This window comes from Burkholderia sp. lig30, assembly GCF_000687455.2.
Lineage (GTDB): Bacteria > Pseudomonadota > Gammaproteobacteria > Burkholderiales > Burkholderiaceae > Burkholderia.
In genome coordinates this window covers 15,118-42,034 of sequence record NZ_JGVW01000125.1, presented here as the reverse complement: position 1 = coordinate 42,034, position 26,917 = coordinate 15,118, and the positions used below count along the sequence as shown (strand labels likewise).

General features: G+C 65.3%; 23 protein-coding genes. 13 read left to right on the top strand and 10 right to left on the bottom strand.

All coding sequences use genetic code 11. The annotated features are described in order from the left end of the window. Positions 1-44: 44 nt before the first annotated feature. The 3 genes from LIG30_RS23045 to LIG30_RS23040 all read right to left on the bottom strand — a co-directional run bounded on the left by LIG30_RS23045 (position 45) and on the right by LIG30_RS23040 (position 4,648). Positions 45-2,186, bottom strand: a complete 2,142-nt coding sequence (locus LIG30_RS23045) for an Agd3-related carbohydrate deacetylase (protein ID WP_235510373.1) — start codon at positions 2,184-2,186, stop codon at positions 45-47. A gap of 67 nt (positions 2,187-2,253) precedes the next feature. After that, entirely contained in the window at positions 2,254-2,508 is a 255-nt protein-coding gene (locus tag LIG30_RS26695; RefSeq protein WP_152986207.1) for a hypothetical protein, read from the bottom strand. A gap of 403 nt (positions 2,509-2,911) precedes the next feature. Next, positions 2,912-4,648 carry a GGDEF domain-containing protein gene (locus LIG30_RS23040; protein WP_235510372.1) on the bottom strand — a complete coding sequence of 579 codons (1,737 nt, stop codon included), beginning with the start codon at positions 4,646-4,648 and terminating at the stop codon, positions 2,912-2,914. Between LIG30_RS23040 and LIG30_RS26935 the strand changes: the two genes are divergently transcribed. After that, entirely contained in the window at positions 4,647-4,790 is a 144-nt protein-coding gene (locus LIG30_RS26935; protein WP_162491952.1) for a hypothetical protein, read from the top strand. The two genes, LIG30_RS23040 and LIG30_RS26935, sit on opposite strands and share 2 nt — an antisense overlap. A gap of 134 nt (positions 4,791-4,924) precedes the next feature. On the opposite strand, the gene LIG30_RS23035 is transcribed toward LIG30_RS26935, so the two are convergent. After that, positions 4,925-5,671, bottom strand: coding sequence for a TetR/AcrR family transcriptional regulator (locus LIG30_RS23035; RefSeq protein ID WP_083494149.1), 747 nt, complete (start codon positions 5,669-5,671; stop codon positions 4,925-4,927). A 174-nt stretch (positions 5,672-5,845) separates the two neighbouring features. Between LIG30_RS23035 and LIG30_RS23030 the strand changes: the two genes are divergently transcribed. The 4 genes from LIG30_RS23030 (at position 5,846) to LIG30_RS23015 (ending at position 11,538) form a co-directional block, all read left to right on the top strand. Continuing rightward, positions 5,846-7,027 carry an isovaleryl-CoA dehydrogenase gene (locus LIG30_RS23030; RefSeq protein ID WP_038715819.1) on the top strand — a complete coding sequence of 394 codons (1,182 nt, stop codon included), beginning with the start codon at positions 5,846-5,848 and terminating at the stop codon, positions 7,025-7,027. Between the two features lie 18 nt (positions 7,028-7,045). After that, entirely contained in the window at positions 7,046-8,653 is a 1,608-nt protein-coding gene (locus tag LIG30_RS23025; RefSeq protein ID WP_038715817.1) for a carboxyl transferase domain-containing protein, read from the top strand. A gap of 11 nt (positions 8,654-8,664) precedes the next feature. Beyond that, entirely contained in the window at positions 8,665-9,450 is a 786-nt protein-coding gene (locus LIG30_RS23020; RefSeq protein WP_038715816.1) for an enoyl-CoA hydratase/isomerase family protein, read from the top strand. An 84-nt stretch (positions 9,451-9,534) separates the two neighbouring features. Further along, a complete protein-coding gene (locus LIG30_RS23015; RefSeq protein ID WP_038715815.1) occupies positions 9,535-11,538 on the top strand; it encodes an acetyl-CoA carboxylase biotin carboxylase subunit in 2,004 nt (667 codons plus the stop codon). Positions 11,539-11,627: 89 nt separating this feature from the next. On the opposite strand, the gene LIG30_RS23010 is transcribed toward LIG30_RS23015, so the two are convergent. From LIG30_RS23010 to LIG30_RS23000, 3 genes are all read right to left on the bottom strand, one after another. Further along, complete coding sequence (locus LIG30_RS23010; protein ID WP_038715814.1) at positions 11,628-12,530, bottom strand: hypothetical protein; 903 nt, start codon at positions 12,528-12,530, stop codon at positions 11,628-11,630. Positions 12,531-12,641: 111 nt separating this feature from the next. Beyond that, entirely contained in the window at positions 12,642-12,857 is a 216-nt protein-coding gene (locus LIG30_RS23005) for a hypothetical protein (protein ID WP_038715812.1), read from the bottom strand. A 207-nt stretch (positions 12,858-13,064) separates the two neighbouring features. After that, positions 13,065-13,715: an NADPH-dependent FMN reductase gene (locus tag LIG30_RS23000; protein ID WP_038715809.1), complete on the bottom strand. Its 651-nt coding sequence runs from the start codon at positions 13,713-13,715 to the stop codon at positions 13,065-13,067. 371 nt (positions 13,716-14,086) lie between these two features. Here LIG30_RS23000 and LIG30_RS22995 point away from each other — a divergent pair, with 371 nt between their 5' ends. From LIG30_RS22995 to LIG30_RS22985, 4 genes are all read left to right on the top strand, one after another. Then, positions 14,087-14,473 carry a hypothetical protein gene (locus LIG30_RS22995; protein ID WP_235510371.1) on the top strand — a complete coding sequence of 129 codons (387 nt, stop codon included), beginning with the start codon at positions 14,087-14,089 and terminating at the stop codon, positions 14,471-14,473. 136 nt (positions 14,474-14,609) lie between these two features. Continuing rightward, on the top strand, positions 14,610-15,281 hold the full coding sequence (locus LIG30_RS26690) for a hypothetical protein (protein WP_152986206.1): 672 nt from the start codon (positions 14,610-14,612) through the stop codon (positions 15,279-15,281). Positions 15,282-15,726: 445 nt separating this feature from the next. Then, positions 15,727-15,987, top strand: coding sequence for a DUF6228 family protein (locus LIG30_RS27050; RefSeq protein ID WP_200929731.1), 261 nt, complete (start codon positions 15,727-15,729; stop codon positions 15,985-15,987). After that, positions 15,987-16,991, top strand: a complete 1,005-nt coding sequence (locus LIG30_RS22985) for an AraC family transcriptional regulator (protein ID WP_038715805.1) — start codon at positions 15,987-15,989, stop codon at positions 16,989-16,991. The genes LIG30_RS27050 and LIG30_RS22985 overlap by 1 nt, the downstream gene beginning before the upstream one ends. A 602-nt stretch (positions 16,992-17,593) precedes the next feature. Here LIG30_RS22985 and LIG30_RS25710 read toward each other — a convergent pair. After that, positions 17,594-18,568, bottom strand: coding sequence for a GlxA family transcriptional regulator (locus LIG30_RS25710; protein ID WP_083494148.1), 975 nt, complete (start codon positions 18,566-18,568; stop codon positions 17,594-17,596). 122 nt (positions 18,569-18,690) lie between these two features. Between LIG30_RS25710 and LIG30_RS25705 the strand changes: the two genes are divergently transcribed. Next, positions 18,691-19,371 carry a DJ-1/PfpI family protein gene (locus LIG30_RS25705; RefSeq protein ID WP_038715802.1) on the top strand — a complete coding sequence of 227 codons (681 nt, stop codon included), beginning with the start codon at positions 18,691-18,693 and terminating at the stop codon, positions 19,369-19,371. Between the two features lie 55 nt (positions 19,372-19,426). Here the strand turns inward: LIG30_RS25705 and LIG30_RS22970 are convergent, their stop codons facing one another. Continuing rightward, on the bottom strand, positions 19,427-19,849 hold the full coding sequence (locus tag LIG30_RS22970; protein ID WP_038715801.1) for a hypothetical protein: 423 nt from the start codon (positions 19,847-19,849) through the stop codon (positions 19,427-19,429). A 249-nt stretch (positions 19,850-20,098) separates the two neighbouring features. Between LIG30_RS22970 and LIG30_RS22965 the strand changes: the two genes are divergently transcribed. Further along, entirely contained in the window at positions 20,099-21,685 is a 1,587-nt protein-coding gene (locus LIG30_RS22965) for an alpha/beta hydrolase family protein (RefSeq protein WP_038715798.1), read from the top strand. Between the two features lie 294 nt (positions 21,686-21,979). Further along, on the top strand, positions 21,980-23,725 hold the full coding sequence (locus LIG30_RS22960) for a tetratricopeptide repeat protein (protein WP_038715797.1): 1,746 nt from the start codon (positions 21,980-21,982) through the stop codon (positions 23,723-23,725). A 228-nt stretch (positions 23,726-23,953) separates the two neighbouring features. On the opposite strand, the gene LIG30_RS22955 is transcribed toward LIG30_RS22960, so the two are convergent. Continuing rightward, positions 23,954-24,910 carry a LysR substrate-binding domain-containing protein gene (locus LIG30_RS22955; protein ID WP_051995150.1) on the bottom strand — a complete coding sequence of 319 codons (957 nt, stop codon included), beginning with the start codon at positions 24,908-24,910 and terminating at the stop codon, positions 23,954-23,956. Between the two features lie 177 nt (positions 24,911-25,087). Between LIG30_RS22955 and LIG30_RS22950 the strand changes: the two genes are divergently transcribed. Then, complete coding sequence (locus tag LIG30_RS22950; RefSeq protein WP_038715796.1) at positions 25,088-26,866, top strand: FAD-dependent monooxygenase; 1,779 nt, start codon at positions 25,088-25,090, stop codon at positions 26,864-26,866. Positions 26,867-26,917 lie beyond the last annotated feature (51 nt).

Sequence of the window (26,917 nt, the reverse complement as noted above, 5' to 3'; positions counted from 1 at the left end):
CCGCGCGGTCGCCATCGGCGTGGCGCGACGATCGCGCAGCCGCGCTACTGCCACGCGGGTGCCGGCGTGATCTGCGTCGTATACGCGGTCGCGGGAAGCAACGTGATGTACGAGATCGACTGCCCGCCGTAGGTTTCCGTCGTCGAGCCGGATTTGATCCCCGTCACCGGCACGACGACGGACAGCCCGTCGCTGCGGGCGGCGCCGAGCACGATCGACTTGCCGGGCGTCAGCGTGGCCGCCACGCCCGACGTGCTGTAGATGCTCCGTTGCAATGCCAGCGTTCCGAGATCGGTCAGATACGGGCTGAGGATCGGCAGTCCTTTGTAGAACTGGTTGTATTTGGTCAGCACCGCATTGAGCAGGTCGCCCAGCAGGGAGTTCGAGCTGCTGTAGCTTCTCAGGTTCGACTGATGGAACATCAGCGGACGATGGTCGTAGGTGAGCAGGTACGAGACCAGCGTGTCCGATACCTTGTCGAGCACCTGCGCGTAGGTCAGGTCGTATCCCCACCGCGTCGGGTCGATGCCGTTCGCGCCATAGAAGTAGTTGTACTCGGCGACCCATTCCGACGGCTGCGACACGTTGTAGAACAGCGCGGTCGCGTAGCGCGGAATCTCGAAGATGCTCTGGTTGACGCAGTTGTACTTGCCGGTGTTGAACGCCGGCAGCGGCCACGGCGTGCCGTTGTTGTTCGTCGGGCAGTTCGCCGTGCCGACCGGCGGCGTCGGCTTCGACGAATCGGACACCAGCACCCGCGAGCCGAACGACACCAGCGCGCCAAGCGTCGTTGCGTTGTAGAGCCCGGAGATTTCCGGTGTCACGAGCGCTTGCGTCGAGTAGGCCGTGAAGCCGAATTTCCGTGCGACGGTGTTGTTGCTCGTCATCTCGTCGGAGACCTGGCTCGCCGTCGTGGTGAACGGCGGGTCCAGAAGCAGATGGTCATACGTGTGGCTGATCCACTTGAAGCTGGCCTGGCTCGATCGAACCTGGGTCGTCAGCGTGTCGGTGCCGGTCGTCGGGTAGTCGCCCTGGCCGCCGTACGCGGTGCTGTAACCGCTGCCGTTGAACGCGAAGCTCAGCTTCAGCGCGGCCGCGTTGGCCGTCTTGCTGTTGACGTTCGACTGCCACTTGAGCACGTTGCCGAGGTCGCTGCCGGTGATCCGGTATTCGCACGACGTGGTGCCCGTGTATGACGCGATCGATCCCGGCGGATTGCCGAGCGGACACAGTCCCTGCGGGCTCGTGCTCGTCACCGCGCCGCTTCTCACGTCGTACCAGAGGCCGGTGTACTCGGACTGCGCGTACGGGAAGATCTCGTCCGGAATGCCGACGTCGTCCACTTGCGGATCGATGTAGACGTGCCGGTTGCCGAGAAACAGCCCTCTGGTGAGCCAGTTGACGATGCCGTACGAGAGCGTCATCGAATGGACCAGGAACGGGTTGTTGTCGAACGTGACCGCCATGATTTCGCGCGACGTGCTGTCGCCCGCAAGCGGCGCGGAATTGCTGAACAGGCAGGTCGCGGCGATCGGGCTCGTGACGTTGTTCGTACCTGTCGCCTGCAGCACCGGCGTCACCGTCGTGCCGGCCGGCAGCGGACTGGCCGCCGCAGCGAAATAGGTCCATGCGTTCTGGATCGTCAGCGGGCTTTTCGTGCTCGTGCCCGCGTTCATGTACGGAAACAGCGTCATGCCGGCCGACGTGAACGTCGACGGCAGCGGCGACGCGGTCGTGTCGCGATAGCCGACGGATTGCAGGCACGCGGTGTCGCCCGGCCACGTGTAGAGGCTCGCGAGCCGCACGTTGTACTTGAATTGATAGCGCGCGAGCGCTTGCGCGAGCGTGCCGCCGCTGAACGGATTCATGTACCGGTAGTCGCTGACCGGCATGATGATCCCCTGATACATCGCGTGGTCGCCCGTTTCGAGCATGGGCAGCGTCGGATTGTTCGTGTCGTAGCTGTAGACCGTATACGGGACGCCGATGCGGTCGAGCGCCGTTTGCGTGGCCTGCAGCTCAGGCCCGTTGCCCGTCTGCTGGCTCGCGAGGATCAGGACCTTCAGGTCGATCTGCGCATCGGCCGGAACGGCGTGGCCGACATGGGCCGTCGTGGAGAGTGTCGCGATGGCGGCGACGCGCGCCAGCCGTCCGCGATCGCGGAAAAATGCTCGTACTGCGCTCATGAGGAACCTCACGCATCGGTGGTCGAACGGACAGGTCTTTTCCCCGGTATGGAAGCGAGCTCGGCGCTCAAAGTTTTTGCGGTGCGATCTTCTGCTTGTTCTGCACCTCGCCCGGATGGGGGCCGGTCGGCAGCGAAGGCGCCCTGGCGGGAACCCGCGCGCCCGGCTGGGGCGCATGGCGAGCCGGGCGGCCGATGTGGCGACTGTCGGCAGCAAACGTCGCGGACGGATCCAGGGCCGCGGCGGCGGCCAGCGCAAAGCACATGCCGGGCAACACCGTGCGCCATGCACGTGAGGTCCGCTTGATTCTGCTGGGATTCATGATTTCCTCGTTACTCGCAGGCTCGGTCGGATATGTTTCAAATGTGACCACGCGCCCTGCGGCTCGACCTGCGTTTCAAGCGCGCCGGCATGCCCCCTGCGGATCGCGGGAGGGCGATGAAGCATGGTCCGTTGTGCGAGCTGGAATGCCGCTGCGTGGACGTGACGCGGCGTGGCCGCGTTCCGGGCCGTCATGTGAACCGGATGCCGTCGCGGTGTGATTTCCAGCCTGCCCGCGGTGGCAAGCGACTCGCGTGCCATTCCTGTCAGACCCTTGATGGGACTGATGTCCGTGTAGCAGCGATGTCAGATGGGTGTCTGCGAGACGTAAGAAATGTTTCTGGTTTGATACGCCGGTGCCGGGGAGGCGGGGGATTCGCCGAAGCGGGCGCGCGCGAGCCGCGTCACGCGCCCGTCGCGCGGCGCGCGACATGATCCGGCGTAGCGGCATCGCTGTCGGTCAGCACGCGATTGCGCCCGGCCAGCTTGGCCCGGTAGAGCAACGCATCGGCGCGCCTGAGCAGCGAAGTCAGATCGGCCGCTCCGGCGCCGGACGCCAGCGCGACACCGAAACTGGCGGTCATGCGGCAGCCGGCTCCGTCCGCGGTGGGTACGACCGCCCCGGCGATCGCGGCACGCAAGCGCTCGGCCAGCGCGCGCGCCTCGTCGGGTGTGCCGACTTGCGCCATGATCGCGAATTCCTCGCCACCGATGCGCGCGACGATGTCCGACTGACGGACATGCGTGCGGCACAGCTCGCCGACGCACCGCAGCGCGTCGTCGCCGACTGCGTGGCCGCACGTGTCGTTGATCAGCTTGAAGTGATCGACGTCGAACATGATCAGCGCGATCGGCTGCGTATCCGCGCGTGTCTGCTGACACGTCGCGCGCGCACGGTGCTCGAACGCGCGCCGGTTCAGCAGGTGGGTCAGCGAATCCGTCTCCGCCATCGTCGCGAGCTCCTGAATCAGGAGCGCACGCTCGTGCTCGAGCCGGGTGCGTTCGAGGCTGTTGGCGCGCAGCACCCGGATCGCGTCGAACATCGCATGGATTTCCCGGTGCAGAAAGCGCGTCGGGATCGGGTGGCTCAAGTCGTCCCTGGCGATCGCGTCGATGAGGCGGGTCGCATCGGCGAATGGTCGGACGATATGCATGCGGAACCAGCGGATCATCCACACCAGCGCCGCCAGCAGCACCGCTTCGGCCACGGCGGTGCCGATCAGCGCGAACAGCATGGTCTGCCGGTGCTGGCGGATGTCGTCCTCGGCCAGGTGCAGCACGTCGTCGCGGAAATCGGTGATGGCGCGCATGGTCGGCACGTAGCGCTCGGCAAACTGCGCGGGGGAGGTGTCCGCGCCGCCCGGCCGGCTGGCCAGCGTCCGCATCGTCTCGACATAGTGCAATCCGTCGCCGAAATACGCGGACTTGAGCTGCCCCAGCGGCGCGGTGGCAAGGCCGGGGCGGGCGGCGACGCGCAAGTCGATCATCGCGCGCAGCTGGTCGATCCGCCCGCGCGTGCGTTCGATGGAAAGGCGCTCGTCCTCGGTCAGCGCGCGGCGCATCGACAGCGCCGCGGTGAAATGCGAGCCGAGCTGCCCGGCGTGCTCGCGCAAGTCGGCTGCGAGCCGCGCGAGGATCAGGCAGTTGAGGGCGTCCGGGTCGCCGTGGACGACGTCGGACATGCGCTCGGCAACGATCGACTGGAGCCCGGGGATCACCGCGATCATCCGGGTCACCGCGTCCTGCACCGCGAGATCGCCGCGTTGCGAGAGCGGCAGCGCGATCAGGCGGTCGACGTTGCCGCGCGCCGCCGTCAGGTCGGCGCGCACGCGCCGGGCGCCGTCGACATCCCTGGCGCAATGCGCGCAATGCGCGGCGCGCAGCGTGTCGGCCAGTTGTTCGATGCGGCGGTCGCTCTCTTCGCGAAAGCGCCGCAGCGCGCTCTGGCGGGCGGCGGGAATCGGGATGTCCTCGCCCAGCGCCCCGTTGGTCGGCCCGCGTTCGGCCGAGACCTTTTCCATCGTCAGCAGGGCGGCCCGCAGCGACCGGAAGCTGCGCGTCGCGTCGTCCGCCCGGACGTATCCGAGCCACTCATAGGCCAGCAGCCAGCACGACAGCAGCAGGATGGGGATCAGGGTCATGGCGACGCCGACGCCAAAACGCCTGTCCATCGATGTTTCTGAGGACATGGTCCGGAATATGAGGGGATTGTTGAGTGATCCTGCGCGGCCGGCCGTCACGTTCGGCGCGCGCGTACTGGCCGGCGCCATCAACGATGACTAACGGCAAAACGCTGAGGATCTTTAACGACTCGAGCCTGTGCGCGCCCTCCGGATGGTGCGGCGTGCAGGCGTCAATCTACCATGCGTCGCGCCGCGAAGGGGGGCGACGCGCCGGCGGCGGCCGCCGAACCGCCTTTACGCTTGCGGTCGGTCGTGCTCCAGCCGGCTCATCGCTTCCATCACCTCGTTCCTGAACCGCACGAGCGCCGCGCTCTCCGGCGCGGGCGGCTGCAGCGCGGCCCACAGCATGTCGATCAACTGCTCGGCCGTCGTTTCCGTGTCGAGCTTCCGGCGCCCGAGGATCGCATCCCACAGCACGTGCTCGATCGGCCCGAACACCAGCGACCGGAGCAGGCTCAGCGGCATGTCCGTGCGGATCTGACCGGCCGCCTGCCCGCGCGCGAGCACGTCCATCAGCGGCGCCGTGTAGCGCCGTTGCTGCGCCGTCAGCTCGTCGCTCAGCACGTGCTGCTTGGCGCGCCCCTCCGACAGCACCAGCGCGCACAGGCCGGTGCCGTTCACCAGCATCAGCCGCAGGTGGGTGCGCACGATGAACGCGAACTGCTGGCGAACCGGCGCGTCGTGCGGCATGCCGCTCTCGAATGCCGCGATGTTCTCGTCGTACCAATCCGCGATGACCCGCGCGCACAGCTCGCGCTTGCCGCGAAAGTAGCTGAACACCGTCGCCTCCGACACGCCCACCCGCTGCGCGATCTCCGACGCGGTCGCTTGCTCGTACCCCTTTTCTGCAAACACGTCGCGGCTGGCGCGCAGGATGTCCTGCACGCGCTGCTGGGATTTGCGGCTGGCGGGGGCGCGGGGTGGGTCGGCGCGGTCGGCCTTGGGGGCGGCTGTCATGGTGTCGCAATCGGCGTCTGTCATGGCGACATGATATCTGAGTGTCACTCAAAAAACTATTGACGAGCGTGCCGGCGAAGCGCGACACTACACAAAAATTTCCGCGGTATTTCTCAACGAATCGGCGTTCGAACCGGTTCTGAGCAAAACTCAGAAATCGGTGCGAACGCAAACGCATTTTCTGGAGACGGAGGAGACATGAGCAACCTGCCCGGCGTGCAATTCATGCTCGGTGAAGACATCGAGATGCTGCGCGACGCTGTCGCGACATTCGCGGCGAAGGAAATCGCGCCGCGCGCGGCGGAGATCGATCGCACCGATCAGTTCCCGATGGACCTGTGGCGCAAGTTCGGCGAACTGGGCGTGCTCGGCATGACGGTCGCCGAGGAATACGGCGGCTCGAGCCTCGGCTACACCGCGCACATGGTCGCGATGGAGGAAATCTCGCGCGCGTCGGCGTCGGTGGGCCTGTCGTATGGCGCGCACTCGAACCTGTGCGTGAACCAGATCCATCGCAACGGCACCGAAGCGCAGAAGCGGAAATACCTGCCGAAGCTGGTCTCCGGCGAGCACATCGGCGCGCTCGCGATGAGCGAGCCGAACGCCGGCTCGGACGTCGTCAGCATGAAGCTGCGCGCGGACAAGCGCGGCGACCGCTACGTGCTGAACGGCACCAAGATGTGGATCACCAACGGTCCGGACTGCGACACGCTCGTCGTCTACGCGAAGACCGATCTGGAAGCCGGCGCGCGCGGCATCACCGCGTTCATCGTCGAGAAGGGCATGAAGGGCTTCTCGGTCGCGCAGAAGCTCGACAAGCTCGGCATGCGCGGTTCGCACACCGGCGAACTGGTGTTCCAGGACGTCGAAGTGCCGGAAGAGAACATCCTCGGCGAGCTGAACGGCGGCGTGAAGGTGCTGATGAGCGGCCTCGACTACGAGCGCGCGGTGCTCGCGGGCGGCCCGACCGGCATCATGGCCGCGTGTCTCGACGCGGTCGTGCCGTACATCCACGACCGCAAGCAGTTCGGCCAGGCGATCGGCGAATTCCAGCTGATCCAGGGCAAGGTCGCCGACATGTACACGACGTTCCAGGCGTGCCGCGCGTACCTGTACGCAGTCGGCCGCCACCTCGATTCAGCGGGCAGCGGCCACGTGCGCCAGGTCCGCAAGGATTGCGCGGGCGTGATCCTCTATACCGCGGAGAAGGCGACGTGGATGGCGGGCGAGGCGATCCAGATCCTCGGCGGCAACGGCTACATCAACGAGTATCCGGTCGGCCGTCTGTGGCGCGACGCGAAGCTCTACGAGATCGGCGCGGGCACGAGCGAGATCCGCCGGATGCTGATCGGCCGCGAGCTGTTCGCGGAAACGATGTAACGGAAACGGAGCGAGCCGATGCCGATCATCGAATCCAAGCTGAACCCGCGTTCGGAGGAATTCCGCGCGAACGCCGCGGCGCTCGAGGCGGTCGTCGCCGACCTGCGCGCGAAGATCGAACAGCTCGCGCAGGGCGGCGGGGCCGCCGCGCGCGACAAGCACCTGTCGCGCGGCAAGCTGCTGCCGCGCGACCGGATCGCGCAGCTGCTCGATCCGGGCACGCCGTTCCTCGAGCTGTCGCAGCTCGCGGCGAACGGGATGTACAACGACGACGCGCCGGGTGCGGGCGTCATCACCGGCATCGGCCGGATCGCCGGCCGCGAGTGCGTGATCGTCTGCAACGACGCGACGGTCAAGGGCGGCACCTACTACCCGATCACGGTCAAGAAGCACGTGCGCGCGCAGGAGATCGCCGCGGAGAACCGTCTGCCGTGCGTGTATCTCGTCGATTCGGGCGGCGCGAACCTGCCGAACCAGGACGACGTGTTCCCCGACCGCGATCACTTCGGCCGCATCTTCTTCAACCAGGCCCAGATGTCGGCGGCGGGGATCGCGCAGATCGCCGTCGTGATGGGCTCGTGCACGGCGGGCGGCGCGTACGTGCCGGCGATGAGCGACGAATCGATCATCGTCAAGAACCAGGGGACGATTTTCCTCGGCGGCCCGCCGCTCGTGAAGGCGGCGACCGGCGAGGAAGTGAGCGCCGAGGATCTCGGCGGCGGCGACGTGCATACGCGCCTGTCGGGCGTTGCCGACCATCTCGCGCAGAACGACGCGCATGCGCTGTCGATCGCGCGCGGCGTCGTCGGCCATCTCGCGCCGAAGATCGCCACGCCGGTCGCGCTGCGCGAAGCGAAGCCGCCGCGCTACGACGCGCAGAGCCTCTACGGCGTGATTCCGGCCGACACGCGCAAGCCGTTCGACGTGCGCGAAGTGATCGCGCGGATCGTCGACGATTCGGAGTTCGATGAATTCAAGGCGCGCTACGGCACGACGCTCGTGACGGGCTTCGCGCACATCTGGGGCCATCCGGTCGGGATCGTCGCGAACAACGGCATCCTGTTCTCCGAATCGGCGGTGAAGGGCGCGCATTTCATCGAGCTGTGCTGCCAGCGCAAGATCCCGCTCGTGTTCCTGCAGAACATCACCGGCTTCATGGTCGGCCGCAAGTACGAGAACGAAGGCATCGCGCGCCACGGTGCGAAGATGGTGACCGCGGTGTCGAACGCGAAGGTGCCGAAGTTCACGGTGATCATCGGCGGCTCGTTCGGTGCGGGCAACTACGGGATGTGCGGCCGTGCGTTCGCGCCGCGCTTCCTGTGGATGTGGCCGAACGCGCGCATCTCGGTGATGGGCGGCGAGCAGGCCGCGTCGGTGCTCGCGACGGTGCGCCGCGACGGCATCGAGGCGAAGGGCGGCACGTGGCCGCTCGAAGAGGAAGAAGCGTTCAAGCAGCCGATCCGCGACCAGTACGAGCGGCAGGGGCACCCGTACTACGCGAGCGCGCGCCTGTGGGACGACGGCGTGATCGATCCCGCACAGACCCGCGACGTGCTGGGCCTCGGGCTTGCCGCGTCGATGAACGCGCCGATCGACGACACGCGCTTCGGCGTGTTCCGGATGTAAGGGGGCGCAGCATGAGATACGAGACGCTGAAGGTGTTCGACGACGGCCGCGTCGCGACCGTCACGCTCGCGCGGCCGGACGTGCGCAACGCGTTCAACGAGACGATGATCGCGGAGCTGACGGCCGCGTTCGTCGCGCTCGACGCGCGCGCCGACCTCCGCGCGGTCGTGCTGGCGGCCGAAGGCCCGGCATTCTGCGCGGGCGCGGACCTGAACTGGATGAAGAAGATGGCCGGCTACTCGGACGACGAGAACCGCGCCGACGCGCGGCTGCTCGCGCGCATGCTCGAGGCGATCCATCGCTGCGGCAAGCCGGTGATCGCGCGCGTGCACGGCGACGCGTATGCGGGCGGCGTCGGGCTCGTTGCCGCGTGCGACATCGCGATCGCGGCGGACACGGTCAAGTTCTGCCTGTCCGAAGCGCGGCTCGGCCTGATTCCCGCGACGATCGCGCCGTACGTGGTGCGCGCGATGGGCGAGCGCGCGGCACGCCGCTATTTCACGACGGCTGAGGTGTTCGACAGCGCGCGCGCGGCGGCGCTCGGCTTCGTCCACGAGACGGTCGCGGCCGATGCGCTCGACGAGACGGTCGCGAAGCTCGCCGCCACGCTCGTCTCGAACGGGCCGGATGCGGTGCGCGCGTGCAAGACGCTCGTGCGCGACGTCGCCGGCCACCCGCTCGACGCGGCGCTGATCGAGCAGACCGCGGAGTGGATCGCGCGTACCCGCGCGGGCGCGGAGGCGCGCGAAGGCATCGCGGCGTTTCTGGAGAAGCGCACGCCGGCGTGGCGCGCGTGACGCAGCCGACGACGCTTCGCCGCCGCGCCGGAGCGCGCATCGGCGAAGCGTGAACAACATCGATTACCGGACGACATCGAAGCCATGTTCGACAAGATTCTGATCGCCAATCGTGGCGAAATCGCCTGCCGGGTCGCCGCGACGTGCAAACGTCTCGGGATCGCGAGCGTTGCCGTGTATTCGGACGCGGATGCGCATGCGAAACACGTGGCCGCCTGCGACGAGGCGGTGCATATCGGCGGCTCGGCTGCCGCCGACAGCTATCTGCGCATCGAGCGCATCATCGACGCCGCGCGCGCGACCGGCGCACAGGCGATTCACCCGGGCTACGGGTTCCTGTCCGAGAACGAGGACTTCGCGCGCGCGTGCGAGGCGGCGGGGATCGCGTTCATCGGGCCGCCGGTCGACGCGATCGCCGCGATGGGCTCGAAGGCCGCCGCGAAGGCGCTGATGCAGGCCGCGGCGGTGCCGCTCGTGCCGGGCTATCACGGCGACGCGCAGGAGGCCGCGCTGCTGCATCGCGAAGCCGACGCGATCGGCTACCCGGTGCTGCTCAAGGCCAGCGCGGGCGGCGGCGGCAAGGGGATGCGCGTCGTCGAGCGCTCGGACGACTTCCCGGCCGCGCTCGCGTCGTGCCAGCGCGAGGCGGCGAGCAGCTTCGGCAACGACCGCGTGCTGATCGAGAAGTATCTGCTGCGCCCGCGTCACGTCGAGGTGCAGGTGTTCGGCGACCGGCACGGCAACACGGTCTATCTGTTCGACCGCGACTGCTCGGTGCAGCGCCGTCACCAGAAGGTGCTCGAGGAAGCGCCGGCGCCGGGCCTGCCGGACGGCGTGCGCCGCTCGATGGGCGAGGCGGCCGTCGCGGCCGCGCAGGCGGTCGGCTACGTCGGCGCGGGCACGGTCGAATTCATCATGACGGGCGACGCGTTCTATTTCATGGAAATGAACACCCGCCTGCAGGTCGAGCATCCGGTCACCGAAATGGTCACGGGGCTGGATCTCGTCGAATGGCAATTGCGCGTCGCGGCCGGCGAGCCGCTGCCGTTGCGTCAGGAGCAGCTGCACGTGCACGGCCATGCGATCGAGGCGCGCCTGTATGCGGAGAACCCCGCGCGCGGCTTCCTGCCGTCGACCGGCACGCTCAAGCACCTGCGCCTGCCGGACGGCGTCGAGTTCGACATCGGCGCGCCGGTGCGCGTCGACAGCGGCGTGCGCGAGGGCGATGCGATCACGCCGTTCTACGATCCGATGATCGCGAAGCTGATCGTCCATGGCGCGGACCGCGAGGAAGCGCTCGGCCGGATGGCGCGCGCGCTGCGCGACTGCGAGGCGGTCGGGCTCCACACCAATGCGGCGTTCCTGCAGCGGATCGTCGCGTGCAAGCCGTTCGCCGAGGCCGATCTCGACACCGGGCTGATCGAGCGGCATCACGATACGCTGTTCGCGCCGCAGGCGTCGCCGCGTGCCGCGCTCGCGCTGGCCTGCGCGGCGTTGCTTGCCCGCGAGCGCGACATGCAGGCGGGCGGCGCGTCGCCGTGGGCGGCGCTGCCGAACTGGCGGCTGAACGCCGGTTATCGGCGCACGATCGAATGGCGCGCGCTCGAGCGCGAGACGGACGTGACGGTCGCGTACGAGGACGGCGCCGCCGGCCAGCGCCTCGCGGCTGGCGACGCGGCGGCGCAGCCGTTCGCGTGGTCGCGCGGCGCGACGCCGCTCGATTTCGACGTCACGCTCGACGGTGTGCGCAGCAGCGGGCGCGTGTACGCGGACGGCGATACGTTCCACGTCTTCACGCAAGGCGCGGCCGAGGCGTTCGAATGGCGCAACCTGATCGCGCATGCGGGCGACACCGAGCACGGCGGCGGCCGCTTGACCGCGCCGATGCCGGGCAAGGTCATCGCGGTGCTGGTGGAGCCGGGGCAGGCGGTCGAGGCGGGCACGCCGCTGATCGTGATGGAAGCGATGAAGATGGAGCACACGATCGGCGCGCCGGCCGCCGGTGTCGTCGCCGAGATCCTCTATGCGGTCGGCGATCAGGTGGCCGATGGCGCGCAATTGCTCGTGATGGAGCAGGAGGCGGCGTAACGGAGGGACGGCACGGCGCGCAACGCACCGTGCCGCATGTGCGACAGGGCGGCACCGCATTGCCGGCGCCGCCCTGTCGCGCGATGCGCTTACTTCTTCTTCATGAAGCGCAACGCGAGGCGCGCCATGCGCGGCATGAACATCGGCCGCAGCAGACGCTTGTCGTAGCCCGCCATCCGGCGGTCGTTCTCGGTGAGGCACAGCGCGACCAGCTCGCGCGGATCGAGCGCATCGCCGACGCTTGCCGCGCCGGTGGCCGAGAAGTTCGCGTCGTGCGCGACGCCGTCGGTGTCGATGCCGCGCGCGATGCCGATCCGTTCCCAGATCAGGAACGCCCACACCGCGGCGACCTTCGCGAAGAACCACGGCCGGCGCCACCACGCCATGTTGCGCCAGTACCATGCGTACCAGTTGACGAAGAACAGGATGTGCCGGCCTTCCTCCTGGATCACCGGCTCGAAGGTCTCGACCAGCTCGGCGGGGAAGTAGCCCGAACGTTGCGCGGAGCGGAACAGCCCGAACGCGAAGAAGCTGTCGATGCACTCGCTGAAGCCCGTGACCATCCACGCCCATTCGGCGTCCTTCGGCGCGGGGTAGGCCGGCTCCGGCGCGAGCCTGATGCCGTACGCGTCGACGAGCTTCGACAGCACGATCTTGTGGCGGGCCTCTTCTCCGCCGTCCATGTCGAGCGTCTCGCGCAGCAGCGTGTCCTTGATGGTCGCGGCGAACGTCGCGACGCGGATCGACGCGCGCCCTTCCGTCTGCACTGCGATGTCCCAGATCGGCAGCGACGTGAGCCGCTCCAGCGCGTCCGGCTCGAGCGGCGGCCAGTCGATCACGGCCGGCTTGTACGGGTTGTGAGTCTCGAGCAGCATGCGGCAGAACATTTCTTTATGCGCGTCGGATCCGATCTTGACCGGGCCTTGACGCTCGTAGTCCCAGTTGCGCATTGCTTGATCTGCTGCTTGTTCGCGCTGCAGCGCGTCAGTCATGGCTATTGTTATTGCGAGATTACGGGGTGAAAGATTTTCACATGGCTCCCGAATCCGCGTATTTTGCTTGTCTCGCCTGCACGATTGCCTGATTCACGTCAATGATGCAGGTCAAGCATGCGTGTCGACCCAGAGGCGACCCCAACGCGACGCGTAGGCGAGCGCGTGTTCCTCCTCGAAGAAGAAATCGATCGCATCGAACGAATAGGCCCGCGATGCGCCGGTGCTGGCCTTGGCGATCGTCAGGTTGGCGGCGAACAGGCCGTTCGGCTGCCGCGCGGCGGCGGCGGCGACTTCGTAGCCTTTGTAACGGATCGTGCGGTTCATGGCGGACGCGGAAGAAGGAAGAGCTTTCAGCGTACGGAAACCTTCGGCAAAAAAGAACCAATCTTTCGGCCAATGCTAATGACGCGACGGATTGAATCGTCATTGCCGGGCGGTGGTTTCAGGCTGGCCGCGACGCGGGCAGGCAAACGCCGGTCGCGCGCCACCGAGGCGTGGCGCGCGACCGGCGCGTGGGAACGGAGGCGGCGCTCAGTGGCTCGCAAGCTTCAGCACCGGTGCAAGCGTGTTGGCCGACGCGACCTGCGTGGCCGCGCGATGCGACGCGAACGCGAGCGCGAACTCGGCGGCTTGCGCGCCGACCGTTTCGAGCTGTGCGGCGACTTTCGGGTCCGAGCAGCTATCGGCGCTTTCGAAGCGGGTTTCGAGCGTGTTGACGGCCGCGCCGAACGGCGTCGGCCAGCCGCGCAGCGCGTGCACGATCGAGCGCAGCGACGTTAGCACGGTGCCGGCCGCCTGCCAGCCGTAGGCGGTGACGATGCAGCCGACTGCCCGACCGTCCAGATAGGGGCGCTCGTCGGCGCGCAGCTCCTCGAGCGTATCGAGCGCGTTCTTCACGAGGCCCGATACGCCGCCGTGGTAGCCCGGCGTCGCGATGACGATCGCATCCGCCTGCCGCACGGTGTCGATCAGTTCGCGCTGCGCGTCGGTCAGCGTTTTCTGCTCGGGCGCGTAGTGCGGCAGCGTGTGCAGGAACGGGCCGTCGAACAGGCGGGTGCGTGCGCCGGCTGCCTGCGCGCCGCGCAGTGCGAAGCTCAGCGCGCGCTCGGTCGACGAGGATGCGCGGGTGGTGCCGCCGATGCCGACGACGAACGGGCGGCGATGCTGGTCGAATGCGGTCAAGGGGTGCTCCTCTCTGGGGTGCGTTGCCCGGCTAAGCGCAGGCTTAAAACTGCATGGTAGCGATCCTGGTTCTGGTCGGGAAACGACTTTTCGTTCTATCGATATGCGATGTGAGCGGGGGAGTGGCGCACGGTGGCGGCGCAGATGGATAGCAGAATTGCTTGGTTGGGTGGCTGCGGCGCGCTCGATAAGATGGGCACCGTCTCTTCCAGGACGTCTCTTCTGACATGGGTTGGCCCCGCCAGGCGGATGCAGGCGGGGCCTTTTTTCGGGTTTGGCGGGGATTGGCGGGGTTCGGCCATGAAGCGACGCTCGACCGATGGGTCTGAATCGTCGACAATGCTTTTCCCGTTTGCTGACGATTCCCACGCATGTCGAGAAGAAAAGTACTCGTCGCGTTTCTCTGCGCTGCTTTTTCCGCGGGCAGCGTAGCGTCCAGCCAAACCGACGCCCCCCCGGGGCCGGTCATGATGGTGCATTTCGACTACTATCCGCGGGACCGCGCGCAAATTCACACGCTGGAGCGTCGCCTGGACAGCGCGATAAGACGTGCGGGCGTTGGCGAACTCGGCGAGACGGAATATCACATCGACGGCAACGACGGCTATCTGTACATATACGGGCCCGATCCCGACCGGCTGTATGCGGCGGTAAGCCCGATTCTGAAATCGTCCAGATTGATGGCCAATGCCGAAGTGACGAAGCGCTATGGGGCACGCACGAGTACGTTCCTGATACATCGTGACGGTGTGCGATAGCGGCGCGACGCCATTCGTCGCGATTCGGATCGTTCCACTGGACTTAGTGGGCGCGCCGTGACGTCCTGAATGTCCGGTCTCCGCGATCGCCAACGGCGGCAACGGGGGGATTCAACTGGTCGATCGGGGCGGGCAGGTGTCGGCCACTACCAGCCATTCGACATCGCGACCCGAATCGTCGACAATCCGCCAAGGATGGTTCTACGGTTCTAGCCGTATTTTTGGATTGATTGAATATCGCTCTATGACTGTGACAGAAGGCGGCATCTGTACCCGCGCCATCGCTTACTTGAAGCCCATGGCGCAAGACTCAACGCCAGCAATATCGTTGTCACGGGAGGACTCGCCTGTTCTCCGTCCCCTCACCGACGATCTAATGGTTTCGTACGTCGCGGTTGCAGCTGATCATTTGGCCTTTGTTCAGCACCGGCATCTGGAACAGGAAGGTGCCTCGGTTGACCATCTTCATTCAATGGCCGTTTCAAATTTGCAAGCTCTTGCGGAAGAAAAGCTGGCTGTTCGCGAGTACGGTTCGATATATGTTGCACTCATGGGAGGCAACTTCGAGGCGAGTCTTCTCACGCTTGATGCCATGTGGAATCACTGGTACGCCCATCTCGCCCCGCAGGGCTTTGTCGCGGTTGCTCCAGCGCGTGACCTCCTTGCATTCTGCGACTCATCTTCCGCACAAGGGCTAGTGGAGCTTCGGCACGTCGTAGAGCGGTCCGGGGATTGCGACCATCGGCTGCTTCCTCACTTGTACCGACGCACAGGCGCCGAATGGAAGCAACTGCCTGTCACGCCGTGATTAGGGACGACGATTCAGGCGTTCTGAGAATTTAGGCAAGATAGTCGCCAAGTTCAACAGGACTCGCCTCTAACGACGATGCGAATGTCCGCTTTTGCTTTCCGCGACTGTCCCTTCAGGGTCGGTGGCTGTCGTTCGCGTGTCGCCGGATCGCCCGCAAGGCGCCACCTGCATCATTGGGCCGGGGTCGGCCACCAAGAGACGCTCACAATTGCGTATCCAAAGCGGACGAACGACCTGCGCGCTTTTGCTACAAAGACAGCTACGTCCGTTAAGATTGCTCAACGAACGCCAGCGGAGCGAAAATGGATCGTGTCGATGTGAATTCCTGTCATGGCCGGGCTTCATTGAGTATCCGAGTCACGTCTCGTGCCTCGGACGAAACACTGTTTATCGCCACGCTTACGGATCCACCATTTCACGGCGAGGTGGGGCTTCAACCTATGTGATCGGACCGGTTTCAGCTTTTTTTCGCGAGATGGCGGAAGCATGGACCGGGTGGGATGGCGCCAAAAGGTGGACCTCCCTCGACGGAGAGTTAAACCTCTCTGCGACGATTTCCAAGCTTGGACAAGTTGAACTTACAGTCGAACTGGTTGCCTTCAACGAGCGGAAGCTGCAGATTATGCTCGATTGGATTGTTCCACTGCTGCCACGCAAAGCGGTTCTGAAGATCTCGCGACAGGCGATGGAAAAGGCAGCTTGATGAAGCAAGCAACGCGCTTTACCCTGCATCCCGGCTGGAAACTGATCATCTTCGACCTGGGGGTCGCGCCCGGGGATCTGCTGGCGCTGGCCGAGCTGCCCGCCGATCTGTTCGGCCGCAAGGATGCCTCGCTGACGCCTGTCGAGTACTTTCGCTTCGTTCACGGCCTCGAAAAGATGGTCGGTGAAGCGCAGTTGCCGGTGCGGCTCGGCAGCGGCATCTCAGTCGAGGCCTTCGATCCGGCGCTCTTTGCCTGCCTGTGCAGCCCGAACCTCAATGTTGCGTTTGCCCGGCTCGCCGAATACAAGCGTCTGTGTGGACCCTTAGCGCTGGACGTTTTCGTCGGGAAGGACTACACGGAGACATTTATCGAATGCTACGGCTATGATCGTCCGCTACCGTGCAGCCTATGCGCCACGGAACTGGTTTTTTTCACGCAGCTGGCACGCCTTGCCACGCGGCAAACGATTAACCCGATTGAAGCGGAATTGGCGGTGCTGCCGAGCCAGGTCGGCCCGTGCGAAGACTTTCTCGGCTGCCGTCTGCGGCAAGGCAGCCACAATCGCATTCGCTTCTCGGCAGAAGATGCCGCGCGACCGTTCCTGACCGAGAACCTCGCCATGTGGCAGTTCTTCGAGCCGGAACTTCAGGCGCGTCTCTCGAAGCTCGATGCCGAGGCCAGCACGCGTGAGCGAGTACACAGCGCACTGCTCGACATGCTGCCGAGCGGCCAAAGCAGCATCGAGGATATCGCGAACCGTCTGGCGATGAGCAAGCGATCGCTACAGCGCCATCTCGCAGACGAGTCGGTCAGCTATCAGGACGTGCTTAACGACACGCGGCAGGAGCTGGCCTGCTATTACCTGGCCCGCTCCGCTATCTCGCCGGGCGAGATTTCTTTCCTGATCGGTTTTCAAGACACCAACTCATTCCTGCGCGCCTTCAAGGGCTGGACGGGGGTTACGCCAGGGGAATACCGTAAGTTGAACGCTCATCCGGCGTGACGCAGACGCTGCCTAAATAACTGAATCGGCCGGCATACAGCCCGTGAGCCGTGCGACTGCTTAGTTCCGTAAACCGCCATCGAATCTCTGGAGGCTCAACCGGCTGCTTTGGGTCGAGCGTGTGTAAAAACGCACGCCAAACGCTCCATTGGAAAAACACCACGCTCCAGATCGTCGTGCATTGGCTTGGAAGCGGTCTGGGAAGGGTGAAGCGACACCCGAAAACCGAGTGGTTTCGCGTTTTCACACGCCCTCGGTCGGGAACGGCCGACCCCGAAAGACCTTAGCGTAGTTTTGGTGTAGCTTTCCGATTCGTGTCCTGTCAGATAAGGCGCGAAGACCTATGCATCATTGGAGTGACGTTTGCAGGTACGTCCGTGGGTTTGAGTGCTCATGTGACCCGGAAAAGTTGCTTTGGCTGCCCGAGTTTACCGGCGGTCCCGACAGGCAAGTGCGAAGTATGCCTTTCGGCCAGTTGCCGGAGACCACGACCGGCGGCCGCCTGCCGGCCAAGAACGGCCGCTTGACCGGGCGGTCGACCGGACGCTCCCGCGGCCGATTCGCATTCCAAATCGGTTGTTCGTACCTGATGGACATGCGCGTCAAGAAAATGAGAACCGCTCCCTATACGCTTGAGGAGCGACCCGTAGTAGACGAACAAAACTGCGGCGCATGCTTTCTTCGCTACCGAACCCGCAACGCGTTGCGATGCGTTTGATTGACCATGAGGTTTCGCCGAGTAGTCGCTGTGCGGCCTCGATCCGGAATTGTTCAACCGCGCGCGCAGGTGTCCGGCCCGTCTCTGCCTTGTAGTGACGCATGAAGCTGCGTTCGCTCATGTGGAGTCGTCTGGCCAGCGTAGGGACGGAAAGATCAGCCGCAAGGTGAGCCACTATCCATGCATGCAGTTCGCCGAACCGGTCATCCGCTTTTTGCATCGACAGCATGGCACTAAACTGGGACTGGCCGCCCGGCCGCTTCAAAAAGACCACGAGCTCACGAGCAACGTCCAGTGCTATCGAACGGCCGAGATCTTCTTCCACGAGCGCAAGCGCAAGATCGATTCCCGCGGTTACACCAGCGGAGGACCAGATTTGGCCGTCGCGAACGAAAATTGGATCGACTTCCACGCGCAGCTTGGGATAGCGGTTCGCGAGTTCGTCACAACGAGCCCAATGCGTGACCACGCGTCGCCCATCCAGCAATCCGGCCTCTGCCAGCAGAAATGCCCCCGAACACACGGACGCGATGCGTCTTGATCGGCTGGCTTGCCGCTGTACCCAACGGGTCAAGCGTGCATCCGCCGATGCCGCGGAAACGCCGCGGCCGCCCGGAACGATGAGCGTGTCGATGAGCCCTGTCACTGAACGTATGGACCGTGTCAACAGGGCCAGTCCGGAGGACGAGGTGACGAGCCCGGCTTCGACTGCAACGACCTGAGGTGCATAGGGCTCTGCGAGCCCTCGCTGTACCGCCAGTTCATTGGCGGAAGCAAAAACCTGCAAAGGCCCGGTGACGTCAAGGAGTTGAACGTCCGGAAAGGCAACCAGCAAAATGGATCGTGCTTCGGCTGTCATTGCATGGCAGAAAGAGAGGGGTATTTGGCAATTTCGCCAAAGGCTATCTGCATAGAATCGGTTCGTCCAGCGCGGAAACCGCCGCTGCTGCGAATCGCTTCCACATTTGACAAGGTACCCCCATGACTATCCAGATCGGATTTTTGGTATTTCCACAAGTACAGCAACTGGACTTGACTGGTCCCCACGACGTACTCGCATCGCTCCCCGGCGCAATGCCACAACTGATCTGGAAAACACGCGAGCCCGTGACATCCAGCAGCGGATTGCTCCTTACGCCTACCACCACGTACGAGGACTGCCCGCCACTCGACGTGATTTGTGTTCCCGGTGGAAGTGGCGTGACAGACCTGCTGCAGGACGACCAAACGATCGAGTTCGTTCGCAAACAGGCCGCTCGTGCCCGTTACGTCACTTCTGTCTGTACCGGGGCGTTATTGCTTGGTGCCGCAGGGTTGCTTCGCGGGCGGCGTGCCACCACTCACTGGGCCTTCCACACATTGCTTGAGCCCCTTGGTGCCATTCCTGCCCGTGGTCGGGTAGTCCGTGACGGCAACCTCATCACGGGCGGAGGTGTGACCGCGGGCATCGATTTTGGACTGGCGTTGGCTGCTGAATTGGCGGGGGTCGAGGAAGCACAGGCGATTCAACTCGAACTCGAATATGCTCCGGCGCCGCCATTCAATGCAGGGAGGCCAGATGTCGCGCCACAAGCGATCGTGGAACTCGTGAAGCAACGTTCCGAACAGGGGTTTGCGGTTCGGCGTCGAATCGTGATGGAAATCGCCGCAGATCGAACCTGACCCAGGAATCCACCTCCGCAGCCTTGCGGGATTCTGTCTCGCTATTGGGGCGGACTTACTGCCATTCACCGGGATGACAGATCACCCAGCCCGGATGGTAGCTATCCATGTCCGTATGACCCCAGCACCAGCCGTACTGGTGAATCGTCTTCATCAGCTGTTCGCGTTGTGCGCAGGCGCTTCCCTGGGCATATTGCCCGTCAGGCAACATTTTCGGTGGCGGGCCGTTCCGGCATGTGTCATTGAGCGCTTCTTCCCGATGCATCAGCGCCTGGACGGCGGGCGGAATGGTGCGGGCCAACATGGCCTTGTATTCGATGCAGGCGGGCGCCTTGGGATCGTTGGACTTGTAGGCGCATTTGGACTGGAGTCCGTCGATTTTTCTTGATACTTCTGGCGGGTACGTCTCGGCGTGTGCTGTAGCAATATATCCGGCTAGCAGCACGCAGGCGGCAGCAAGTGATCTGATCGAAATCATTTCGCGTATGACATGATGCGTTCGGTGGCTCAGGAACTGGCGAATTATGGCATGTGCGCGTTGTACATGTCGCCGGGACGTGACGTCGCGGACCACGCCGCATCCATTGCGCAGGCCAATCCCTGTCGCACATCTCATCGCGAGATTCGCATGCCCTGAAGCAGGCGTTCCGTCAAGCCGTTTACCTATACTCAACTGCATCCGGTAGACAGCCCAATCGACCGTGTTCCAAGGAAACGGAGCCTGACCATGTCGACAACAATACGAAACGCGAGCCTGTCATTGTTGACGTGTCTTACCTTGTGCGCCAGTGTCAATGTGCAGGCCGGCTCGGCATGCGACGAGTCGGAGTGCGCCTCCCGTGGCCGGCTTGTCGAACAGCAGACGACATTACGGCTCAGCGCGGCTGCGCTCACGAAGTTGCTGGATTCAAGCGCATCTGGACGACAGCTCGAGCAAATCGCCGGTGTTCCGAGCTGCAACGTGCAGATCGTGTATTTTCGCTATCGGACCATCGGCGGTGCGGGAGAACCTGCCACATCCGGCGCCGCGCTGATGATTCCTGGCGGAGGTCCGGCCTGCACTGGGCGACGCCCGGTTTTGCTTTATGCGCACGCAACCACCGCGTATCGCAACTACAACATCGCCGACGTGACGCAAACGGATCCTGCGAACGTGGATGGCGCGTCCGAGGGTATCGGCATCGCTGCGATATATGCGGCCCACGGCTACATCGTGGTGGCGAGCAACTACGCCGGTTACGCCGGATCCGATCTGACGTATCACCCGTACCTGAACGCCGACCAGCAATCCGCCGACATGATCGACTCGCTTCGTGCGATGCCCGCTGTGCTGCGCAGAGCGAATCCGGAACACACGACACGAGGGAGCGGCAAGCTTTTCGTCACCGGATATTCGCAGGGCGGCCACGTTGCACTCGCGACGCAGCGTGCGCTGCAAAGATCGGGCTTTCTGGTCACGGCTTCCGCGCCGGGATCCGGTCCCTATGCGCTCGCCGCCTCAGGCGACGCGATCATCGAAGGCGAGGTCAGCCTCGGCGCGCCCGTCTTCGTGACGTTGGTTGCGACGAGCTACCAGCGCGCGTACCGGAATATCTATCAGACGCCCGGCGACATGTATGAGGCATCCTACGCACCTGGCATCGAGAATCTCCTGCCGAACCTGAATCCCCTCGGCGTGCTGTTTGCAAGCGGGAAGCTGCCTCCGACGCAACTTTTCAGCAGCACCCCCCCTGCGCCGCAGTTCGCGTCCCTGACGCCGCCGATTGTGCCCCCGCTCGTGCCTGCGGCCCTGACCCCACTGTTCACCCTCGGATTCGGCACTGCCAATCTCGTGCGCAACGCCTATCGTCTCAGCGCTCTCGAAGACGCGTTCGCCAATCCGGATGGCGCGTTCCCGAATCCGACGGCTGCGATGGCGCCGGCGACCCATCCGACCCATCCCCTGCGTCGGGCATTCAGGCGAAACGATCTGCGAAACTGGGTTCCGCGTTCGCCCGTTCTACTTTGCGGAGGCAACGCCGATCCCACGGTTTTCTTCTTCAATACGCTCGTCGAGCAGGCGTATTGGTTGAACGCCAACGTGCGGCCCGGGCTCACGACCGTCCTGGACGTCGACTCGTCGATCTCGGGTCCCCACGACGCGTACGCCGCCGTCAAGCAAGGCTTTGCGCTCGCAAAGGTCACGCTCGCCGCTCAGGCCGTTGCCGCAGGGGCGAAGGATGGCGGTGCCGCTGCGGTGCTGCAGGCCTACCATGCCGACCTCGTCGCGCCGTTCTGCATGTCTGCGGCGCGCGCTTTCTTCTCGCACTTCTGAGTGGGAGAACAGGAAAGGTGCGGCCAGGCGCCGACGGCTCGGCGGCACAGTCGCGCGCCGCGCTTGCTTCCCATGCGGAACCATTGCTTGCGCGTTCCCGTCGCGTACGCAATTTCCGTCGCGTGAAAGATTTCCGCCCCACTTATCCGTCTGTCCGAATTTGCGCGGCCACCTCTCACCGGAACGGCCCAACCGTATTCAATAGAATAAGTACACGCGACGCCATTGCGGCGTTCCACGCGAAGCGATGCGCCGCGCAACGCTGTACCGGTAATTCTGCAGACGTGACTGGCAATGAGTGCGGGCAACATTCTGTCCGGCATCGCGATCGCCGCGCTATCCACGGCATGCGCCGCTGCGGCGGCGGCCGGTGCGTGTTTGCCGTCGTTCTCCGAAATCGACGTGAAGGATGGACTCGCAGTGCGGACCCGCTGCGCCGTCTCCGCGCCCGCGCTCGCGCGCGTCACTGAGCGCCTGAACCGCACGGTGAAGGGTGACGGGCTCTCCGCCGCGCAACGCGTCGCGCTGGCGACAGCGGCCAACGTGATGCTGCACGCGGTACTCTCGCAGACGGACCTTGGCGAACCTCGAATCGATGCCACGTTCATCAACTTCGAACCGATCCTCGAAAGCCTTGCATCGCAGATCAGGACGCGCACCGATATCGACGTCGCAGCCGAAGCGTCGAAATGGAGCGCACGTTACGAAGAACTGCTGCACAGGTTGTCGATCGCACGCAGCGCGGATCCCGCCGAACGGCAGCTCGACGAAGCCGCGGCGCGCCTCGATCTGGACAACGCATCTGCGCTGCTTGCGCGGCTCGTTGCCAAAGCCCCCGGTCCCGCCCAGCTATCCGCAGCGCGCAACTACGAAGCGGCAACCATCGAACTGCTTCGCTTCATGCCGTGGAACGCGCTGCCGTACCTGGAGAAGGCCCATGCGCTGCAACCCGACGATATGGACATCGCCACCGCATTCGCCGACACGCTGCTCGTGCACCGCGAGCCCGAGCGCGCGGAGCCGGTATATCGGGCGCTGCTGATCCAGTATCGGACGCTTGCGCAACAGAAGCCTGCCGCGTGGCAGCCGTCCATCGCGCATACGCTCGACAAGCTTGGCGGTCTGTATGCGATGCGGCAGCAGCAGAAGGAAGCCGAAGCCGCATGGCTGCGCGCGCTCGAAATCTACTGGGCGCTCGCACGGGTGAAACCTTCGGCCTATAGCCCTGCAGTGGCCAACACCCTCGATAACCTCGCAACGTTGTACCGCGACACGCAACGTCTTCCGGACGCGGCAGACGCATGGCGTGAAGCCCTCGCGCTCGACCGCGCACTGGCCCGACAGGACCCGGCCACGTACCGGCCCGCGGTCGCGATGACGCTCAACGACCTCGGCATCCTCTACAGCGCGACACAGCGCACGCGCGACGCGGAACGCGCCTATCTCGAAGCGCTCGGCATCCAGCGCGCACTCGCACATGACAATCCCGCCGCCTGGCGTCCGGCGCTTGCGCGCACGCTGAATAACCTCGGGAACCTCTACAGCGCAAGCGAGCGATTGCCGGAAGCGGAGCGCGCCTACCGGGAAGCGCTGAAGATCCGTCAACAGCTCGCCCGCGAAAGCCCGGCGCTTTATCAGCCCGACCTGGCGCGCACGCTGGGCAATCTGGGCGTGCTGTACCGTCTCGAACGGCAGCCGGCCAAGGCATTGCAGGTGTATCGGCAGGCGCTGCAGATCGTTCACGCCCTCTCGAGCAATACGCCTGCCGAGTACCAGCCTGCCGAAGCGCGGATATTGAACAATCTGGGCGTGCTCTACAGCCGCACGGGCAGGCCGCGCGAGGCGGAGGACGCGTGGCGCCGTGCGCTGGATCTGTACCGCACACTCGCACACGACGATCCGTTGACCTGGCGGCAGGATGAAGCACGCGCCTTGCGGAATCTGGCCACGCTCCTCAGCCGCACGCAACGTTCGGCCGAAGCCGACGCATTGAAACGCGAGGCCGACGAGCTGATCGATTCGACGCGGGCGCCGCAATAGATCGTGACGCGAGCCGCCGAACGCGGCCAAGCGGCGCTGCCATCGCGCGGATTGGCGCGAGGCGCGATGATGATTGCCATCCCGCCATCCCGCCATCCCGCCATCCCGCCGAACCGCCGAACCGCCGAACCGCCGAACCGCCGAACCGCAAAGCGCCGCCAGCATTCGCGCGACGACGGGCGCCTCGCTGACGCGTGGCAGGCCCGCGCAGTCCTTTGGCTGATCCAGTCAGCTGGCTGGCGCCGCCTTGAAAGCAGCAGGAGAAGAGGGAAGCAGTTCCGCACCCAGCCACGACCCGTTCGCGACGATCGTTTCGACGACCTCGACGATCAGGCGCCGCCCTTCCCGCACCGCCGGCGAATGCGAGCGCGCGGTGTTCTCGCACAACGCCCACGTGATGTACATGCCGCGGATCGGGCTCCACGAGACGTCGTGCGCCCAGTCCGGGTGCCCGCTCACCGCGCAGCACGGCGTGACGGTATGGCCGATGCCCTCGCGGGCAAGCGCCATCGACAGGTTCATCGCATCGATCTCGAATACGGTCTTGAACGCATGGCCCTTGCGCGACAACGCGTTCTCGATCTGCGTGCGGATCGCGTTGGGTTTGCCCGGCAACGCCAGCGCGAGGTTGTCCAGGTGCGAAAGCGGCACCGGCTGGCCGGGAACCAGCCCGCCGTCCTTGTGGGAGACGAGCACGAGCGGCTCGCGCACGAGCGGCGTATGCCGGTAGCCGGCCGGCGGCGTGCCTTCGAACGGAATGATGGCCAGATCCAGCATGCCGGCATGCATGTCTTCCCGCAGTGCGTGGCTGACGCCCTCGTGAACGCGCAGCGACACGCCCGGATAGCGCGTGACCAGCGCCGGGATGTAGCGAAGCGTGAACAGCTGTTGCCACGACGGCGGGAAGCCGACCGACAGTCGTCCGGCCGCGCGCTCGCCGACCTGTTCGACCAGCGTGGCCAGTTGCCGAAGAATCGGGCGGGCCCGGTCGTGCAGAAGCTGCCCGGCCTCGGTGGGCGCGACGCCGCTCTTGCCGCGCGTGAAAAGCTTCGCGCCGATCTGCCGTTCCAGCAGCGCGATGTGGCGCGACAGGGCCGGCTGCGACAGCTGCAGGTCCGCGGCGGCGCGATTGATGCTGCCGAGTTCAACGACGCGCAGGAAGTACTCGATCAGTTGCGAATCCATGTTCCGTATCGACCGGTCTGGCTATCCATTTAGTGGATAAGCGGTATTTGATTATCGCATTATTCGCATAGGGTGCGTCTCGCTATCATTTCCCTCTCGTCACGCACTGCATCGGCCGCCCGCCGTTCGGACGCCGATGCAGCGCGGATCGTCACAACAATCTGATGGAGACAGGAAATGAGCGTGATTTCCCCGGACAATGCCGCGGCGGCACGCGGCTTCGATACCGACGTGCTCGTGGTCGGCTCGGGCCCGATGGGCGCCACCACCGCGCTTGCGCTGGCCACCTATGGCGTCGGCGCACACATGGTGTCGCGCCCGAACTGGCTGGCCGACACGCCGCGCGCGCACATCACCAACCAGCGCGCAATGGAGGTGTACCGCGATCTCGGCATCGAGGAAGAAACGCATCGCTACGCGACGCCGTGGGAATCGATGGGCGACTGCATGTTTACGACCAGTCTTGCCGGAGAAGAGCTCGTGCGCCTGCGCTCGTGGGGCACCGGCGATGCCCGCAAGGGCGACTATCTGCAGGGCAGTCCCTGCCCGCTGGTGGACCTGATCCAGCCGAACATCGAGCCGATCCTGTTCAAGAACGCAGCGGCGCGCGGCGCCACGTTCGCGACCAACACCGAATACCTGTCGCACGAGCAGGACGCGCAGGGCGTGACGGTTCGGCTGCGCGACCGCCTGTCGGGCCGCGAGTATGCGATGCGCTCGCGGTATCTGGTGGGGGCGGACGGCGCGCGCTCGCAGATCGCCGAGGACATCGGCCTGCCGATCACCGGCGAGATGGGCCGTGCCGGCACGCTGTACACGATCTTCAACGCCGACCTGTCGCGTTACGTGCAGCACCGCCCCAGCATCCTGCACTGGATCGTCAGCCCGGACGCCAGCTTCGGCGAGATCGGCATGGGCCTGCTGCGCGCGATCAAGCCGTGGACGCAGTGGATCGCGGGGTGGGGCTTCGACATCTCGAAGGGCGACCCGGATCAGCGCGACGAAACCGTGCTGCAGAAGATCCGCGTGCTGGTGGGCGATCCCGATCTCGAGATCGACATCGCGCGCAAGTCGGTCTGGTACGTGAACCAGTCGTACGCGACCGCCTATTCGAAAGGGCGCGTGTTCTGCGGTGGCGACGCGGTGCACCGGCATCCGCCTTCGAGCGGCCTCGGCCTGAATACCTGCGTGCAGGACGCGTTCAACCTCGCGTGGAAGCTCGCATTCGTGATCCACGGGCATGCGGCGCCGCGCTTGCTCGACACCTATTCGGACGAGCGCGCGCCCGTCGGCAAGCAGATCGTGCTGCGCGCGAACCAGTCGCGCGTCGACTATGCGCCGCTCAAGAAGGTGTTCAGCGTGGAGGGGGCCGCGAACCCGATCGCGGCCGGCATCGCGCGCTTCAAGGACCCCGGCCCGGAAGGGGCCCGCGCGCGCCAGGCCGCGCTCGATGCGCTGGAACTGAAGAATCGCGAGTTCAATGCGCAAGGCGTGGAGATGAACCAGCGTTATGCGTCGTCGGCCGTGCTGTCCGATGCGAACGCCGAGCCGGAAGTGTGGGCGCGCGATCCCGAACTCCACCTGCAGCCGACCACGCGGCCGGGCGCGAAGATCCCGCATGCGTGGCTGATCGACCGGCACGGGAGGCGCGTGTCGACGCTCGACGTGGTCGGCAAGGGCAAGTTCTCGCTCGTCACCGGGCTGTCCGGCCAGGCCTGGAGAGAGGCTGCGCGAGCGCTGGGCTTGCCGTTCCTGCGTACCGTCGTGATCGGCGAACCCGCCTGTCAGGACGTGTACTGCGACTGGCAGCGACTGCGCGAGATCGACGAGGCGGGTGCGTTGCTCGTGCGGCCGGACGGGTATGTCGCGTGGCGGCACTGTGCCGGCGTGTTCGATGCCGATACCGCCAGGGTCTCGCTTCAGCACGCGCTTGCCGCCATTCTCGGCAGGGATTGAGCGGGGAGGGCTCGGAGCGTGGGCGACGCCGGTGTCGCCCACGCATTCATC

Excerpts from the sequence above, each read along its gene's own strand:
- LIG30_RS23045 (WP_235510373.1), bottom strand. The coding sequence starts at position 2,186 with ATGAGCGCAGTACGAGCATTTTTCCGCGATCGCGGACGGCTGGCGCGC.
- LIG30_RS26695 (WP_152986207.1), bottom strand. The coding sequence starts at position 2,508 with ATGAATCCCAGCAGAATCAAGCGGACCTCACGTGCATGGCGCACGGTG.
- LIG30_RS26935 (WP_162491952.1), top strand. The coding sequence starts at position 4,647 with ATGGCGACGCCGACGCCAAAACGCCTGTCCATCGATGTTTCTGAGGAC.
- LIG30_RS23040 (WP_235510372.1), bottom strand. The coding sequence starts at position 4,648 with ATGACCCTGATCCCCATCCTGCTGCTGTCGTGCTGGCTGCTGGCCTAT.
- LIG30_RS23035 (WP_083494149.1), bottom strand. The coding sequence starts at position 5,671 with ATGACAGACGCCGATTGCGACACCATGACAGCCGCCCCCAAGGCCGAC.
- LIG30_RS23030 (WP_038715819.1), top strand. The coding sequence starts at position 5,846 with ATGAGCAACCTGCCCGGCGTGCAATTCATGCTCGGTGAAGACATCGAG.
- LIG30_RS23025 (WP_038715817.1), top strand. The coding sequence starts at position 7,046 with ATGCCGATCATCGAATCCAAGCTGAACCCGCGTTCGGAGGAATTCCGC.
- LIG30_RS23020 (WP_038715816.1), top strand. The coding sequence starts at position 8,665 with ATGAGATACGAGACGCTGAAGGTGTTCGACGACGGCCGCGTCGCGACC.
- LIG30_RS23015 (WP_038715815.1), top strand. The coding sequence starts at position 9,535 with ATGTTCGACAAGATTCTGATCGCCAATCGTGGCGAAATCGCCTGCCGG.
- LIG30_RS23010 (WP_038715814.1), bottom strand. The coding sequence starts at position 12,530 with ATGACTGACGCGCTGCAGCGCGAACAAGCAGCAGATCAAGCAATGCGC.
- LIG30_RS23005 (WP_038715812.1), bottom strand. The coding sequence starts at position 12,857 with ATGAACCGCACGATCCGTTACAAAGGCTACGAAGTCGCCGCCGCCGCC.
- LIG30_RS22995 (WP_235510371.1), top strand. The coding sequence starts at position 14,087 with ATGTCGAGAAGAAAAGTACTCGTCGCGTTTCTCTGCGCTGCTTTTTCC.
- LIG30_RS22985 (WP_038715805.1), top strand. The coding sequence starts at position 15,987 with ATGAAGCAAGCAACGCGCTTTACCCTGCATCCCGGCTGGAAACTGATC.
- LIG30_RS25710 (WP_083494148.1), bottom strand. The coding sequence starts at position 18,568 with ATGACAGCCGAAGCACGATCCATTTTGCTGGTTGCCTTTCCGGACGTT.
- LIG30_RS25705 (WP_038715802.1), top strand. The coding sequence starts at position 18,691 with ATGACTATCCAGATCGGATTTTTGGTATTTCCACAAGTACAGCAACTG.
- LIG30_RS22970 (WP_038715801.1), bottom strand. The coding sequence starts at position 19,849 with ATGATTTCGATCAGATCACTTGCTGCCGCCTGCGTGCTGCTAGCCGGA.
- LIG30_RS22965 (WP_038715798.1), top strand. The coding sequence starts at position 20,099 with ATGTCGACAACAATACGAAACGCGAGCCTGTCATTGTTGACGTGTCTT.
- LIG30_RS22960 (WP_038715797.1), top strand. The coding sequence starts at position 21,980 with ATGAGTGCGGGCAACATTCTGTCCGGCATCGCGATCGCCGCGCTATCC.
- LIG30_RS22955 (WP_051995150.1), bottom strand. The coding sequence starts at position 24,910 with ATGGATTCGCAACTGATCGAGTACTTCCTGCGCGTCGTTGAACTCGGC.
- LIG30_RS22950 (WP_038715796.1), top strand. The coding sequence starts at position 25,088 with ATGAGCGTGATTTCCCCGGACAATGCCGCGGCGGCACGCGGCTTCGAT.